General features: G+C 56.7%; 14 protein-coding genes and 1 pseudogene. 1 reads left to right on the top strand and 14 read right to left on the bottom strand.

From position 1 onward, the window contains the following. The 13 genes and pseudogenes from IPM58_12035 to IPM58_11975 all read right to left on the bottom strand — a co-directional run. Positions 1–178, bottom strand: a 178-nt coding sequence (locus IPM58_12035; GenBank protein ID MBK9307788.1) for a hypothetical protein, incomplete at its 3' end; no start/stop codon positions are given. Between the two features lie 17 nt (positions 179–195). Then, on the bottom strand, positions 196–543 hold the full coding sequence (locus tag IPM58_12030; protein MBK9307787.1) for a TolC family protein: 348 nt from the start codon (positions 541–543) through the stop codon (positions 196–198). Then, on the bottom strand, positions 425–1,483 hold the full coding sequence (locus IPM58_12025; GenBank protein MBK9307786.1) for a TolC family protein: 1,059 nt from the start codon (positions 1,481–1,483) through the stop codon (positions 425–427). Before IPM58_12025 ends, IPM58_12030 begins: the two co-directional genes overlap by 119 nt. A 647-nt stretch (positions 1,484–2,130) precedes the next feature. Then, a complete protein-coding gene (locus IPM58_12020) occupies positions 2,131–2,538 on the bottom strand; it encodes a carboxymuconolactone decarboxylase family protein (GenBank protein MBK9307785.1) in 408 nt (135 codons plus the stop codon). Positions 2,539–2,585: 47 nt separating this feature from the next. After that, the gene (locus IPM58_12015) at positions 2,586–2,915 is read right to left on the bottom strand and encodes a heavy-metal-associated domain-containing protein (GenBank protein MBK9307784.1); all 330 of its coding nucleotides are present in this window, start codon (positions 2,913–2,915) and stop codon (positions 2,586–2,588) included. A 108-nt stretch (positions 2,916–3,023) separates the two neighbouring features. Beyond that, complete coding sequence (locus IPM58_12010; GenBank protein MBK9307783.1) at positions 3,024–3,428, bottom strand: mercury transporter MerT; 405 nt, start codon at positions 3,426–3,428, stop codon at positions 3,024–3,026. A gap of 88 nt (positions 3,429–3,516) precedes the next feature. Beyond that, positions 3,517–3,852, bottom strand: a complete 336-nt coding sequence (locus IPM58_12005) for a heavy metal-responsive transcriptional regulator (GenBank protein ID MBK9307782.1) — start codon at positions 3,850–3,852, stop codon at positions 3,517–3,519. 227 nt (positions 3,853–4,079) lie between these two features. After that, complete coding sequence (locus IPM58_12000) at positions 4,080–4,409, bottom strand: YnfA family protein (GenBank protein ID MBK9307781.1); 330 nt, start codon at positions 4,407–4,409, stop codon at positions 4,080–4,082. 65 nt (positions 4,410–4,474) lie between these two features. Then, positions 4,475–7,547 (bottom strand): annotated as a pseudogene (locus IPM58_11995) (efflux RND transporter permease subunit). 7 nt (positions 7,548–7,554) lie between these two features. Further along, on the bottom strand, positions 7,555–8,727 hold the full coding sequence (locus IPM58_11990) for an efflux RND transporter periplasmic adaptor subunit (protein MBK9307780.1): 1,173 nt from the start codon (positions 8,725–8,727) through the stop codon (positions 7,555–7,557). A gap of 94 nt (positions 8,728–8,821) precedes the next feature. Then, positions 8,822–9,292, bottom strand: a complete 471-nt coding sequence (locus IPM58_11985) for a hypothetical protein (GenBank protein MBK9307779.1) — start codon at positions 9,290–9,292, stop codon at positions 8,822–8,824. A gap of 56 nt (positions 9,293–9,348) precedes the next feature. Beyond that, the gene (locus tag IPM58_11980) at positions 9,349–11,976 is read right to left on the bottom strand and encodes a heavy metal translocating P-type ATPase (GenBank protein ID MBK9307778.1); all 2,628 of its coding nucleotides are present in this window, start codon (positions 11,974–11,976) and stop codon (positions 9,349–9,351) included. 40 nt (positions 11,977–12,016) lie between these two features. Further along, on the bottom strand, positions 12,017–12,652 hold the full coding sequence (locus IPM58_11975) for a thioredoxin domain-containing protein (protein MBK9307777.1): 636 nt from the start codon (positions 12,650–12,652) through the stop codon (positions 12,017–12,019). A 111-nt stretch (positions 12,653–12,763) separates the two neighbouring features. Here IPM58_11975 and IPM58_11970 point away from each other — a divergent pair, with 111 nt between their 5' ends. Continuing rightward, on the top strand, positions 12,764–13,309 hold the full coding sequence (locus IPM58_11970) for a Slp family lipoprotein (GenBank protein ID MBK9307776.1): 546 nt from the start codon (positions 12,764–12,766) through the stop codon (positions 13,307–13,309). Between the two features lie 19 nt (positions 13,310–13,328). Here IPM58_11970 and IPM58_11965 read toward each other — a convergent pair whose 3' ends face one another. After that, the gene (locus tag IPM58_11965; protein ID MBK9307775.1) at positions 13,329–14,750 is read right to left on the bottom strand and encodes an AAA family ATPase; all 1,422 of its coding nucleotides are present in this window, start codon (positions 14,748–14,750) and stop codon (positions 13,329–13,331) included.

Genomic DNA, 14,750 nt, shown 5'->3' with positions numbered 1-14,750 from the left:
CGCGCCCTCCATCGGCATACCTTCCATACCATGACCCTTCGATCTCTCCACTGCTTTGCATCCCCGACATATCGCTCATCATCCGATGCGCGGCGAAGTATCCGGTGATCGCCCCGACGAAGGGGCTGGCTACTGCGATACCGACAACAAGACTCTTTTTGCCGATGCTTTGGCTCATGGCCTAGTCCTCCCTGTTTAGCTGTTTCCGTTCAGGCCGGTTCCGATTACTTGTTCGAGTTCCGCGAGGCGGTGCTTCCGCTCAACCAGCGCTCGGTAGTACTCATGCTGAAATCCTCGCCAGGCCCGCTGCGTATCAATAAGATCCAGAAACCCTCTCTTTCCCGTTCGATACCCCACTCGCGCCGCTTCCAGGTTCTGCACGGCCTGGGGCAGGATCGTGGTGTGATACAGCCTGGCCACCTGTTCACTCGCCCGGACCTTCGCCAACAGGTCGTTGACCTGAAAACGAGTCAGGTTTTCCATTTGGTGCTGTTGTGCCCGCGCGGCTGCGACCGATGCCGCGGCTTCGCACACCTGCGTCATACTTCGGTTTGGTCCAGAAGGCGAACGGCACGGTCATCGCGACGTAGGCGCCAAATCCGTCATGGGCCTGAAAATTCTGGAAGCGCTGAAACGTCACATTGAAGTCCGGGTAGTACTGACGCTGGGCCAGCGCGCGAGACTGCTCGCTCTGTTGCACCGCCAGTTCAACGGCTTTTAATTCCGGTCTGGCGTTCAAGGCGAGACGGTGCAGCTCGTCGATGGTGGTGTCGATCGGCAGCAGAGACGGCTCCTGAGGAATGCCCAGAGGTGATAGGAGATCGCGGTCCAGAAGCGTATTCAGCAGTGCTGCAGCGGTCTGGCGACGCTGTTCCAGAACGGGCAGTTGTTGATGCAACACAGACAGCTCGACCTGAGCCTTGAGCACATCAGCCTGCGATCCCTTGCCGGTCCGGAACTTCGCGTTCGCAATCTCGACGAACTGCCTGAGCAATTCGACCTGTTCATGATGAATCTGGATCGCCTTGTGCGCGAGAAACAGATCGTAGTAGGCCTGTTTGAGCCGGACCACCAGTTCCCGCTCCTTCGCGCGCAGCGCCTGCTCGGTGATCTCGGCCGACCGACTTGCTATTTCGCCTTTCAGAGCCAGCTTGCCGGGGAACGGAAGATTCTGGGAAAGACCAAAGATACTGTTGTCCGCCCTCGTGACATTGAAGGTCTGCGGGAAATTCCACAAGTGGACTGACAGCGTAGGGTCTTCCAGCGACCGAGCCTGGACAATCCGATTCGTGGCAGCTTCCCATTGCTTGCGCGCCGCGACAAGCTCTGGATTTCTCTCTAGGGCCTCCTGGATCAAGTCCCGTAACGCCAAGGACGGTTGTGCAGCCTGATCGACGGCATAGACAACCTGACGGCCACCTGTCGCGAAGGTCATGCTCACGACTGTTATAGTCAACAACACAAATCGAATTGAAAGAGTCATGTGACGGCCCTCCCCAAAAGCTTTCCTGCCCGCACTTGTCGCGGATCTCAGACCCCGTCTTGCGACAGAAGAAACGACTGGATGAGCCGAGGTCCAGCGCTGGGCAGATGACGCGATGATGAAACGGGATAAGGAAGAACCGGAGAGATCAGATACGAAGCACTGTGCTTGGAAGAGACTGATGCGGAGGAGAACTCGATTCAAAATTGCGATATAGACTGAAAATTCGTACGAGCCGAGGGCTCACCGTCGGAAGCGTAGGCAACGCATGGTCTGCCGACCAATGATGGTCCACGAGCAACGATGACGACTGAGCCTGGGATTCGACTCCCAAGATCTTGAAGGCGTCACATAATTGCCGACTAGGTTGTTCGACAGGAGTTGAACAACCGTTGGCCATTGAGGCATCGGTAGTCCCCGCCAACGGCAGGAGACAGGCGTAGGCATTGAAACTGAATGCCAACAGGAACACTGCGATACTCGCGGCGAGAAAAGATCGGGAGTGATGGGAACCTAATCGCATGGTGTTAGTCTATCCCTCGTCCACCTCAACCGTCAACGGCATTTCTAATACACAATCACTCGATCAGCGGCACCGCACAAATCTACTGTTCCTCTGGGAGAGGAGAAGAAATCTACCGGCATACCTATTCATGATCACCTTCCGTATCTGTCTGTCTCCTATGGTCATTCTTACAACAAGTTGACGCCTCTGAACCCGTCTGACCGTCTATACAGACCTTATAGGCCGCATAGGCCTTGAGAGCCCATTCCTCACCGGGACAACCTTGCATCGTCATCGCGACTTCGAGGAATTCGACCAATTCTTCCCGGCTAATCCCCTGGTGGCGGGCCATCCGGACGTAGGCTCGAATACAAGGCTCGCAACGGATCGCAATAGAAATGGCCATGGCAGTAAGCAACTTATACTTCGCTGCCACGGCCCCATCTCGATACGCCTGTTGCCGCATGCGCAGCAACCCGCCGGTGACCACGGGACTCAGCTTCCGCAGCTCAGCAAACAGATCGTTCGGAGCATGTGCCTCCTGGTTCATAACAGCGCCTCCTTCAACTTCGTAATCTGACACCAGTTAACCGCCGCTTATTTGTCGAGCACGTGTGCCCTATATTTTGATAGTGGGTTACTAGCCGCCTCGACGGCCATGATCAACGTCCTCACATCCGCCTTCTCCGGATCAAACGTCACCGATGCTCGGACGTCTGAATAATCAGAGAACACGACCCACTTCTTTCCCACGCTGAATCCGATCTCGCTAAAACCAGACACCTTAGCCAGGGCGGCTTTGACGTCCTTAACGCAAGCTCCGCAGGTCATCCCATCGATCTGAAAGGTAACGGTCTGCTGGCCTTGGCTTTCAGCCAGAAGTTCCTGGAATCCGGCCAAGCTCACGGTCACGACACCGATCACCATCATCGTACGAATGAGTCTCCACATAATCATGTCCTCCTATCCGTCACTTCGCTTCTCCAGAAAGACCCAAAATGATCTCTAAGACCCCACATTGCCGCATTACGAAAATCATAGGCCCAGCCAATATGGCGCTAGAACGAGTATCAAGGCCAACGATGCGATGATCCAAAGCCATGTCCTGTTTCCATGCCTTGAATGGTCTTGAGCACACATTTCTCCTGGCGCGCATCGCGCTGACTTCGGCTTCCTATAAGCCAGATAAAAGCCGATACCCAATAGGAGTATCGTCAAGCCGATGTAGGCTGGCCGAAACGGTAAGAGTCCTTTGAGCCATCCAGCCGTACCGGCCCAAAATCCAGTGGCCCCGACTCCCACCCCGAGTGCGACGAAGACCATTGGCCCGATGCAGCACACAGAGGCCAGCAATGCGGTGCTCAATCCACCAATCGAGAGTATCGTCACCGGGTTGTTTGGAGGTTTGAGTCCTGAAGTGGGTTCCCGATACGGACGCATGGCCACTACCTTCGCGACGTCGTTTCCTCATCCAATCGCTGGAGAATCGGACAATGATCGGTCGGCTCCCCTGCCTGACAGGTGCGGATCAGACTTTGAGCGCCCGCGCGAGCGCGCGCAAATCCCGCACCTTTGCTTCTACCTGTCTTAGCTTGGCCTGAGCCTTCACCTGAACTGTCCCACACCGTGCGACCGAACTGACTCGGAGATTCAGTAAGTCATTGACCTCGCGAAGCGCAAACCCCAACGTCTGTGCATTCTTAATGAAGCGTAGTCTCTTTAGCGCATCGTCACTGTACACTCGATATCCCGAGGCTTTACGGTCTGTCGGTTGGAGCAGATTGCATCGCTCATAGTAGCGAACGGTCTGAACACTCACTCCCACCATCTTGGCAAATTGTCCGATCGTTAATCCCAAAGCCATGTCGTAACCCTCATATCACATGATAAACCCTGTACCAGGGTATCGAGTCAAGGCGACATAGGAACCGATCTCTTAGGGCTACTCGCCATACAATCGAAGCTATGTCAGCATAACAGCGGGAAGTATCGATGGGCTTGAGTGATGTCCGATCGGAGAGAACGAACTGTCCACAAGCCGACTCTTCGCAACCGGAGCGTGTTCGAGATGACCAAGTGGTTACGTCTTCCTCATGTCCTGGGCGCATACATGATGACCATCATGCCGCCCAAACAGAGCATGGCTCCCATTACGTCATAGCGATCCGGCCGAACTCCGTCGATTCCCCAGCCCCACAGGAGGGACAACACAATAAACATTCCACCGTACGCCGCATAGACACGACCAAAGTGAGCAGGCTGTAGAGTTGGGATGACTCCATAAAGAATAAGAATGGCTGCACCTATTGCTCCGTACAGCCACGGTCGGCCTTCCCTGAGCGTCAGCCAGATCAGGTACCCGCCGCCGATTTCGCACACCCCAGCCAGAACATAAAGCCCAAACGAGCTGACTAGGGACATCGATTCCTCCTTCACGCTGCACTGCGAATGTTGGCCGGAGGCATATCCGGTTACAAGTCACTGATTCATTGCTCTGCCCGCTGTTCAATCCATCGATACACCACAGGCATCACAATCAAGGTCAATGCCGTCGATGAGATCAATCCACCGATGACGACTGTCGCCAGCGGTCGCTGCACTTCCGCTCCCATACTCGTCGCGAGTGCCATAGGGAGAAAGCCAAGACCGGCAACGAGCGCCGTCATAAGCACGGGTCTCAATCGATCCAAGGCTCCTTGCGTAACGGCCTCATCCGGTGAGAGCCCTTCGGTCTCGAGTCGTCGAATATGACTGACCAGAACGACACCGTTGAGTACCGCAATACCGAACAAGGCAATGAATCCAACAACGGCAGACATGCTCAGCGGCAGGCCACGGAGCCAGAGGGCAATGAGCCCCCCCGACAGAGCGAGCGGGACATTCAGAAAGATCAAGAGCGCCGGGCGCATCGCCCCAAAGACAACGGATAGGACGCCCAGAATCAGTAACAGCGTGATGGGCACAATGACGGCCATGCGTTGTGACGCCCCTCGAAGATGCTCGAATTGCCCACCCCAGGTCAATTCATATCCGGCAGGGAGAACTATCGCCTGCGCAACAGCCTGTTGAGCATCTACAATGAAGGCACCCAGGTCGCGTCCCCGAATATTACATTCCACCACGATGCGGCGCTGGACGTGCTCTCGACTGACCTGAGCCGGTCCGGAATCAACTAGAATCTTCGCCACGCGCGACAGCGGAACAAGCTCGCCCTGTCTCGTCGGGATCAAGAGATTTCCCAATGTGCTGGGATCTTGCCCCACATGCTCGGCCAGGCGTACAACAAGCTCGAATCGGCGAGGGCCTTGCACGACAGTTCCCACCACCACACCTCCACGGATCGATTGCACAAGACTCAGCACCTCATCCGCCATCAGTCCGTAACGTGCAATCTGCTCGCGGTCGACGACCACCCTTAGGAGCGGCAGGCCGGACACCTGCTCGACTTTCACATCCGCTGCACCCTGCACCTCCTCCAAGGTGCGGGCAACGGCATCGGCCTGCTGTTTCAAGAGCTCCAAGTCGGGGCCGAAGATCTTCACCGCCAGATCCGATCGAACACCTGCGATCAACTCATTGAATCGCATCTCGATCGGTTGCGTGAAGCCGAGACCGACTCCCGGCACCTGTTGATGAACGGCGGCTTTCATCTGCTCAATCAAGTCCTCCCGGGTACGTGCCGTAACCCAGTCGTGCCGCGGCTTCAGGATGACAAATACATCCGATAGTTCTACTCCCATGACATCGGTCGCCACTTCCGGACTGCCGGTTCGCGTCACGACTTGTGTCACTTCAGGAAAGCGCCGCAAGACTCGTTCGATCTCCAGCGAGGTCGCAATCGACTCGCTTAATGACACGCTCGGCAACCGCCACACTTGCACCGCTAGATCGCCTTCCTCAAGTCGGGGGACGAACTCGATACCCAGTTGCGATCCGATGGTGAGGCTGACGAGAAATACTCCGACCGCAGAACTGACCGGCCAGATCGGCCGTGCCAGCGCCCAGCGAAGACAGGAGGCATAGAGTTCGCGTGTTTTCCGAATAACGAATGGTTCTCCGCGATCTGACCTCGTTCGAACAAACCAGAAGGAAAGAAGAGGCGTAACGGTCACGGCAAGCAAGAGGGAACCCGCGAGGGCCATAATGACGGTCATGGCCATCGGGCGGAACATCTTTCCCTCAATGCCGGTGAGCGCCAGAATGGGCACATAGACAAGAATGATGATCCCCACCGCAAGCGTCATAGGGCGCATGACCTCGTGTCCGGCAGCCAGTACTTGAGCCAGGCGCTCCTCTGGACGTTGCCGATTTGCGTTGGTCAGTCGTCGCAAAATATTGTCGATCATCACGACGGAACCATCGACCAACAACCCGAAGTCGATAGCTCCCAAACTCATGAGATTACCGGACAACCCCGCGTGTATCATGCCGGTGAAAGCAATCAGCATCGACAGAGGGATCGCTGACGCGACGATCAAGCCCGCCCGAAGGTCGCCGAGAAACAGGAACAACACCGCAATGACGAGCAGGCCTCCTTCAAGAAGATTGTTCCGAACAGTCTGGATCACTTGGGATACGAAGAGAGTTCGATCATAATAGGGCGTGATCACCACGCCGGGAGGCAACGTCTTTTGGATCTCCTGCACTCTCGCTTTTACCTGAGTCACGACACGTTGCGCATTCTCTCCCGCGAGCATCTGGACCATCCCGATCACCGTTTCGCCTTCTCCCATCGCGGTGGCGGCCCCGATGCGCAAAGCGGAGGCTTCTTTGATCTCCGCAAGATCGGCAATGTAAATCGGTACTCCTCCGGCACCATGAGACACGACGATCTTTGCAAGATCGGCTATGTGCGTAACCAGCGCTTCACCGCGAATGAGCAATTGTTCACGTTGGCGCTCAATGTAGCCACCACCTGCAATGGCGTTATTTCTTTCAAGCGTCTCAAAGACCTGTCGAAGCGACAATTTGTACGAGAGAAGCTTGGCCGGATCGACCACGACATGGAACTGCTGTGGCTCTCCTCCCCAAATATTGACCTCCACCACACACCGGGCACGGCCCGCAGTCGCATCCCCGACTTCCCATTCGAGTAACGCAGGCCATTGCGCTATACCCTGGACCTTGCAGTGTGAATTGGTAAATTTCGCCCAATCCGGTCGTCAGCGGACCCATGACCGGACGGCCATACTCCACTGGAATCCGCTCCATGGCACGAGCCAACCGTTCAGCCACCAGCTGGCGGGCTCGATAGATGTCAGTGCCGTCTTCGAAAATCGCTGTGACCGCCGAGAGTCCGTAGCGTGACACGGAGCGAAGTTCACGCATGGAAGGCAAGCCGCTCAGCGAGGCCTCGATCGGAAATGTGACAAACTGCTCTACTTCGACAGGACCAAGCGATGGGGAACGGGTCAGGATTTGGACCTGCACCGGTGTCAAATCGGGCACCGCATCGATCGTGAGATGAGTGAACGACCACAGTCCCACGGCAATGACGACCAGCAGTGCAACCACTGTAAAGAACCGATATCGCAATGTGAGGGTCAACAAGCGATCCATCAAAGCCTCATTCCCCGCTCCCAATATGCGCCCTGAGCAGTTCAGACTTCAGATCGAACACGCCTTCGACGACAACCCGGTCACCTTCCCGCACGCCCTCGCGGATCTCGATCCACCCACTTCCTTCCCGTCCAACCGTGATCGGCATGAAGATGTAGCTGGAATCCCGCTCAACAAACACTCCTCTGGTCTGGTCAACGGCTGTGACAGCCGACAAGGGAACAGCCAGCGTGGCTGAACCAGGACGCGTGAGGGTCACTTCAACATATTCCTGAGGTCTCAGTTGCCCTTGAGGATTGGCGACCTCAAAGCGCACTTGAATCGTCCTGGTAACTTCGTCCGCGATCGGCGCGAGGTAGGTGAGCGGAGCGGTGATCGGCTCGGCCCCTTTGGGCGTAATCATGCCGATATCTCCAGTTTTGAATTTTCTGGCCTGTTCGATAGACAGATTGGCGAAAACCCAGACACGGCTCGTATCCACGACTTCGAACAGCTCGTCTCCCGGCGCCAGCCCCTGACCAAGTACGACACGTTGAGCCACAACGGTCCCGGCAATCGGAGACGTCACCGTATACCGATGTCCCTCCTGATGTGAGCCTCGCTCCAGCTGAGTCAGTTCCGAGACGGAGAGCCCCATATTCAGAAGCTTCTCGTGGGTATGCTGATACCGAGCCTCCGTCTCGAGGTAGCGCCCCCGGTCCTCGATAAGCTTTCGCTCCGGGACAACTTCGGCGGCCCGCAATTTTTCAGTCCGTCGAAGGTTGTTTTCTGCAACATCGACTTGCGCTTTCCCGACAAGGTATTCCTCAATGAGTTGATCGAGCTGCAGACTGCCGATCGCGGCGAGCGGTCTGCGCGGCAATACTCGATCGCCGAGTTGAACGTGAATGCGTTCAACCTGCCCTGCGATTCGTGAGGTGATCTTCGCCACCTGCTTAAGATCCAACGCGACCTGACCTGGGGCCGTGACAACTTCCGGTATCGGATGGGTGATGACAGGTTGCGTGTTCAGTCGAGATCGAACGGTGACAGCGGGCTGTATTGAATGGCTGGCAATGGAACCCGATGTGCCGCCGACCTCAGGCAACGTCTTCGGTGGGTCAGCGTTGCGATCGCCACAACCAGCTAGAACGACAATCGCGGCAACCATCAAGGATCTCGATGTGGTGTATCGTCGCATACCAGTACTCCAAAGCAGATCCGAGCGCCGGCAGAATACATGTCTGCTGCGCAGAGATGCTTACAAAACGTCATGACCTAGAGAAGAGTGAACGCTAGACGGACAGGGAAGGTGGCGCTCGCGAGTGAATATGATGAGTGAATAATGCGTAGCGAGGGGGACTCTCAGCGGACGGCACAATGGAAGAAGTCGGAGCAGGCATGATGCTCGCGAGGGATTCAGCTATGAGCAGAAGCGGGCCGATCGGCTTGGAAAGCTTCAGCCCGGTTGAATCGATGAGGTATATGAACTCCAGTTCGTCAATCCCAGCAGCGGCTGCAGGATGAACTAAGAAATCACTATGGCTTGGAATCGTGTATTGGGAGCCATCGGTCGCATGGTGGTGGTCATATTCCCCGTCTAAATCGGGAGACCACACCATGTGGGCGATTCCACCATGGAGATGTCCTCCTGCTCCATGCTGATGCTCCACCTCAGGATGAACATGGAACAAGGGAGCCGCAAGCATCCACAGGCACGCCCAACTCAGAACCGCCACGCGAGACCAGGATGTTACATCAGTCATTGAATGCATGGTGGATTAAAGCTAGCACAATTTTCACCTGCCAGCAATTGAGGGAGTTACAAGTCCAAATGCCTTAGCCGCAGCGCGTTGGCGATCACGGAGACGGAACTGAACGTCATGGCGGCGCTCGCGATCATGGGGCTCAAAAGCACCCCGACGAAGGGATAGAGAATACCAGCAGCGACGGGGACCCCGAGGGCATTGTAGACAAAGGCGAAAAACAGATTCTGCCGGATGTTGCGCATCGTCCCTCGACTCAACCGACGTGCGCGTGCGATCGCGCGAAGATCTCCCTTGACCAGCGTGACCCCGGCACTCTCCATCGCGACATCGGTCCCGGTTCCCATCGCGATGCCTACTTGGGCCTGCGCCAAGGCCGGGGCATCGTTGATTCCGTCTCCCGCCATCGCCACGACATGCCCTTCAGATTGGAACTGTTTGACCACCGCCACCTTTTGCTCGGGCAACACGTCGGCACGAACATCATCCAGATGAAGCCGTCGCCCCACCGCCTCTGCGGTTATTCGATGGTCGCCGGTCAACATCACGATCCGCAGACCTTCCTTGTGTAAGAGGTCGATGGCCTCCGGCGTGGTGGACTTAATGGGATCGGCCACACCCAATAACCCGGCCGGCTTGCCGTCGATCGCGACAAACATGACGGTGTGACCATCATGACGGAGAGGCTCGGCCTGAGCCGACAACACCGTCGTCTCGACGTTCAATTGCTTGAGAAACATCGCCGTCCCCACAGCCACCGTTCGGTCTTCGACTGTGCCTGTCACTCCCTTCCCTGTGAGAGAGTGAAACTCCTGTGCCCGCGCCGGGACGATACCTCGACCCTGAGCACCGGACACAATTGCGGCAGCCAAGGGATGTTCGCTGTTCTGCTCCAGACCTGCGACCAACCGAAGCAAATCATGCTCCGTTACCGGAGCAAGAGTCACGACTGCCATCAGACGTGGTTTACCTTCCGTGAGCGTGCCGGTCTTGTCCACAACGAGCACGTCCACCTTGGCTAACGTCTCCAATGCCTCGGCGTTACGGATCAGCACGCCTGCCGTCGCTCCGCGCCCGGTTCCAACCATGATCGACATCGGTGTCGCCAGACCCAAGGCACAGGGGCATGCGATGATTAACACCGCGACCGCATTCAATAAGGCATAGGCCATGCGCGGCTCCGGGCCAATGAGTGCCCAGACGGCAAAGGTGATGATCGAGGCCACGATTACGATCGGCACGAAGTAGCCGGCGACCAGATCGGCGAGCCGTTGAATCGGCGCACGGGTACGTTGTGCTTCACTGACCATCCGGACGATCTGGGCCAACAGTGTCTCCCGACCGATTCGCTCCGCCTGCATCACAAAACTTCCTGTGCCATTGACGGTAGCCCCCACTACCGTGTGTCCCGATTGCTTCTCCACTGGAATCGGCTCGCCGGTCACCATCGATTCATCGACGGTGCTCGAGCCTTCGATCACTGCACCGTCCACCGGAATCTTTTCGCCTGGTCGTACGCGCAACCGATCGCCGACCTGGACCTGTTCCAAAGGAATGTCCTCTTCGCGACCATCCCGGCGGATCACGCGAGCTGTTTTTGGGGCAAGCCCCAAGAGTGTCTTGAGGGCACTGCTGGTCCGGCTTCTGGCTTGCAGCTCCAGCACCTGTCCCAGCAATACGAGGGCGATGATCGCCACCGCCGGTTCGAAATAGACGGCAAGCTCCCCTCCATGCGTACGGAAAGAGTCAGGAAAGACTCCGGGAGCCACCGTAGCCGCAACGCTGTAGAGATATGCAGCACCGGTCCCGAGTCCGATGAGCGTGAACATGTTGAGGTGGCGACTCATGATCGACGACCAGGCGCGTTCGAACAGCGGTCGACCGATCCACAACACCACCGGTGTGGCCAGCAACAACTGGAACCAGACAAGTATTCGCCCTGACACCAGGTGCTGTAACGGCTGACCCGGCAACATCTCGGAAATCATCAGGGCAAAAATTGGCGCCCCAAGTGCCACGCTCTGCCGGAAGCGGCGCGTCATGTCCACAAGCTCAGGGTTGGCCTCTTCCACCGTCACCGTCCGCGGCTCCAAGGCCATCCCGCACATCGGACAGCTTCCCGGTTCGGCCTGGACAACCTCCGGATGCATGGGGCACGTGTATTCGGTGCGGGTCGGCAGTGCCGTCACATCCTCAGGCTCGAGCGCCATTCCACAGATGGGACAGGCCCCAGCCTTGGTTTCTGAAACCTCAGGGTCCATCGGGCAGACATACTTGACGTGGTCCCCAACTGGAGCAGAAGTCGGCTTTGGAATGCGCTGTTCAGGAGGGGTTACATAATACTCGGGGTCGGCTCGGAACTTGTCGAGGCATCTGGTCGCGCAGAAATAGTAGGTCTTGTCGCGATACTCAAATGACCCCGCTGCCGAATCCGGCTGAACCGTCATCCCACAGACCGGATCGATCTCGCCCTGACGAGCCGGTTGCATCATCGGCAACGGCTTCCGCGGGGAAGGCATCGTAATGAGGCTCAGCGGCTTCTTGCTGAGCGCCCGTTCCGGGTCGGCACGAAATCGTTCCAGGCATGACGTCGCGCAGAAATAGTAGGTCGTCCCCTTATGTTCGTGCTGACCCGCTGCCTTGGCAGGATCAACGGTCATGCCGCAGATAGGATCGATGGCCATCTTCATCCAGCCCTCTTCACACTCTACGTTTCACTTCTCACTACCTTTTCCCATCCGCTTCAAGGATGCTCCGGACGATGGTCACCACATTCTCCGGTGTCATGTTCACCCCATCGACCTTAATATTCCCGTCCAGCAGAAGCGACGGAGTCGAGGACACCTTGATGCGTTCACCCCATCGACGCCCCTCTTCAAATAACCTGGCCGGCTTGCCGCTTTCCAGCCCTGCTTCAAACGCCTTCACATCCAAGCCGACCTCGTTGATCAGGAGCGACCGAATCGAACGATCCAGCACTCCGTCGAGCTTCTCCTTGTGAATGGTGCGAAAGAGTACGGTTTTCATCCGATCTCCCTTGCCCATCAGCTTGGCTTGCTCATACATATCGAAGGCCGTGGGGAGCTTCCCGGGAATAACGGGAAACCCGACCATCGTGATCTCGACCTTGTCACCGAATTCCTTTCGGAGAAGCGTGACCCCCGTCTCTTCGAAGTGATGGCAGTGGGGACAATAGAAGTCGGCGAACTCGATTATTTTCACCTTGCCCGACTGATGCGTCGAAGCTTCGTCTTTGAGTATTTCGAACTTCCCCTTGAGCTCTGGTTTGGCTGCCTGTGCGTTAAACGGCACGCTCAACAGCCCGATCGCTCCCACAACCAATAGTGTTTTCTTCCACATCGCCGTCGTTCGACCACCCATCTTCCATACTCCTTTCACAGATCAATGCCCACATCCCACGCCCATTATAACGGATAGAGCCCCTCCTTGCGCCTCTGTTATACTGCATCCATGAAACCGGTGTGGTCTATTTGCTTTTTATCCGGATTAGTCATCCTGTCAGGCTGTGCCACATCGGAGCATCAGGGCGACGGTCTGCCGTCAGGCACACCTCAGATCAGCTATGCGCAGGTGAAGTTGACCCCAGAATCCTACATGGGGCAGTCGGTTACATTCGGCGGGAAAGTCTTGGGAGCACGGCGGCTTAAGGAAGGGACCAGGATTGAAATCTTACAACTTCCGCTGACGTCTTCTCTTCAACCGACCATGGACGTCAGCCGGTCTGAAGGTCGCTTCGTGGCCCTGCAGAAATCTTTCCTCGATCCGGCCACCATCCCACCGGGCACCTTCCTCACCGTGACGGGAGAGCTGGCCGGTACCATCGTGCTACCGCTGGACGAAACCGAGTATACCTACCCTCTCATCCACATCACCAATCTGCGCGTGTGGACCGAGAACGATCAGGAGGCCCCTCGCATACGCCGCCCCATTGGCCCTGGTCCCTATTGGGGCCCCTACTGGTCTCCGTACTGGAGCCCGTGGCCGTATTATTGGTAGGCTCCGCTATGAGTCCTTCTCAACCGTGGCTACCTCGTAGAAATTGTCCGCACCCTCGCCAGAATGCCGAAAATCGGGTGCTCGGCTGCCGGCGTTCAAGATCAAGAGCCTGGTCAGACGGCTGTAATCGAGCAAGGCGATCCGGCACGTCTCGGTAGTTGTGTTGCGCCTGATTCAGCGCCTGGTAGATCTCGCACGCTTCCTCATACCGTTCTCGTGATTCGAGGCTTCGACCCAGCAAATACTGCACGGCCATTCCTTCTTCCTCCGTAGACGCCCGTCTGGTTGAAGCTTCCAATAGGGTGGTGAGTGCCTGGTCATGTTTCCCAATCGCCTGGAAGCACAATCCTTTCTGAGCCAACGCTTTGACGGACCAAGATTCCTGTGCGGCCAACCGGTCGAATAACCCGATTGCTTTTCTGTATTCGCCGGATTCCTTGAGTGCTAATCCTTCGCGATACACCTCTGATGAATCAGGTACCTTCAGAGGATCGGGCTCTTGCATCTCCACGAATTGACTCGTAGGTTCTTCAACTTGGACCCGGCTTCTCGCAACTCCATTGATCTCGAGTTGCTCGTCGGCGAGTTCCTGTTCGCACATGTCGACCTCGTCGGGCGAAGACACGAAGGGAAACACCCCGTGCTTGGCCCGCGCCGTCGCGGCGGCCAGAATAACGCGACCGGTGATGGTATCCGCCTGCTCGGCATACCCATAGACGAGGGCATGGTCGCTGAGTTGATTGATCAACCTGGGTATTCCGCCGGTGAGGCGGAACACGGTTCGACCGGCCAGAGTCGAAAACAACCGCGATGGCCGGCCGGCCACCTGAAGACGATGATCGATGTAGGCTACGGTTTCATCTTCCGACAAACTCTCCAGCACGTACTCCACGCCGATCCGTTGAGCGAACTGTACCATGCCGGGCCCTTTCAGAAGATCCTGTAACCCTAGTTGTCCTGAAAGTAAAATCTGCAGCGATCGGCGCCGCCCATCATTAAGGTTCGACAGCAATCGGAGTTCTTCCAACACCTCGGCTGCGGCATTTTGCGCTTCATCGAGAATCAGAAGCACTCGTCGCCCGATGCCGTGTTCATGCTCAAGAAATCTGGCAAATTCATGAAAGATATCGACGTCGCTTTTTCCGTTCGTCGCCAAGCCGAACGAGGCGGCGATCCACGGCATCAGCCCGCCCAGCCCGCTGTGAATATTGGAGAGGACGCCGATGACCCATGGATGGCTGGACTGCTCCAGTAACCGATTGAGCAATGTGGTTTTCCCTGTGCCTGGATTCCCCGTGATCACCATGAACGCGGATCCATTGGCGAGCCCATACTCCAGAAGACTCAACGCCATCTTGTGCTTGGCTCCCAAATAGAGAAAGTCGGGATCGGGCAATAACGTGAACGGCTTCGTTTTCAGCTGGTAGTGCGTTTCGTACAT

The organism is Nitrospira sp., assembly GCA_016715825.1.
Classification (GTDB): Bacteria; Nitrospirota; Nitrospiria; order Nitrospirales; family Nitrospiraceae; genus Nitrospira_D.
Note: the sequence above shows the minus strand (reverse complement) of the source record. Positions and strands in the feature narration are given on the sequence as shown.

Bases quoted from the DNA above. Each gene is read 5' to 3' on its own strand.
- IPM58_12030 (MBK9307787.1), bottom strand. From the start codon at position 543: ATGACGCAGGTGTGCGAAGCCGCGGCATCGGTCGCAGCCGCGCGGGCA.
- IPM58_12025 (MBK9307786.1), bottom strand. From the start codon at position 1,483: ATGACTCTTTCAATTCGATTTGTGTTGTTGACTATAACAGTCGTGAGC.
- IPM58_12020 (MBK9307785.1), bottom strand. From the start codon at position 2,538: ATGAACCAGGAGGCACATGCTCCGAACGATCTGTTTGCTGAGCTGCGG.
- IPM58_12015 (MBK9307784.1), bottom strand. From the start codon at position 2,915: ATGGTGATCGGTGTCGTGACCGTGAGCTTGGCCGGATTCCAGGAACTT.
- IPM58_12010 (MBK9307783.1), bottom strand. From the start codon at position 3,428: ATGCGTCCGTATCGGGAACCCACTTCAGGACTCAAACCTCCAAACAAC.
- IPM58_12005 (MBK9307782.1), bottom strand. From the start codon at position 3,852: ATGGCTTTGGGATTAACGATCGGACAATTTGCCAAGATGGTGGGAGTG.
- IPM58_12000 (MBK9307781.1), bottom strand. From the start codon at position 4,409: ATGTCCCTAGTCAGCTCGTTTGGGCTTTATGTTCTGGCTGGGGTGTGC.
- IPM58_11990 (MBK9307780.1), bottom strand. From the start codon at position 8,727: ATGCGACGATACACCACATCGAGATCCTTGATGGTTGCCGCGATTGTC.
- IPM58_11985 (MBK9307779.1), bottom strand. From the start codon at position 9,292: ATGACTGATGTAACATCCTGGTCTCGCGTGGCGGTTCTGAGTTGGGCG.
- IPM58_11980 (MBK9307778.1), bottom strand. From the start codon at position 11,976: ATGGCCATCGATCCTATCTGCGGCATGACCGTTGATCCTGCCAAGGCA.
- IPM58_11975 (MBK9307777.1), bottom strand. From the start codon at position 12,652: ATGTGGAAGAAAACACTATTGGTTGTGGGAGCGATCGGGCTGTTGAGC.
- IPM58_11970 (MBK9307776.1), top strand. From the start codon at position 12,764: ATGAAACCGGTGTGGTCTATTTGCTTTTTATCCGGATTAGTCATCCTG.
- IPM58_11965 (MBK9307775.1), bottom strand. From the start codon at position 14,750: ATGTACGAAACGCACTACCAGCTGAAAACGAAGCCGTTCACGTTATTG.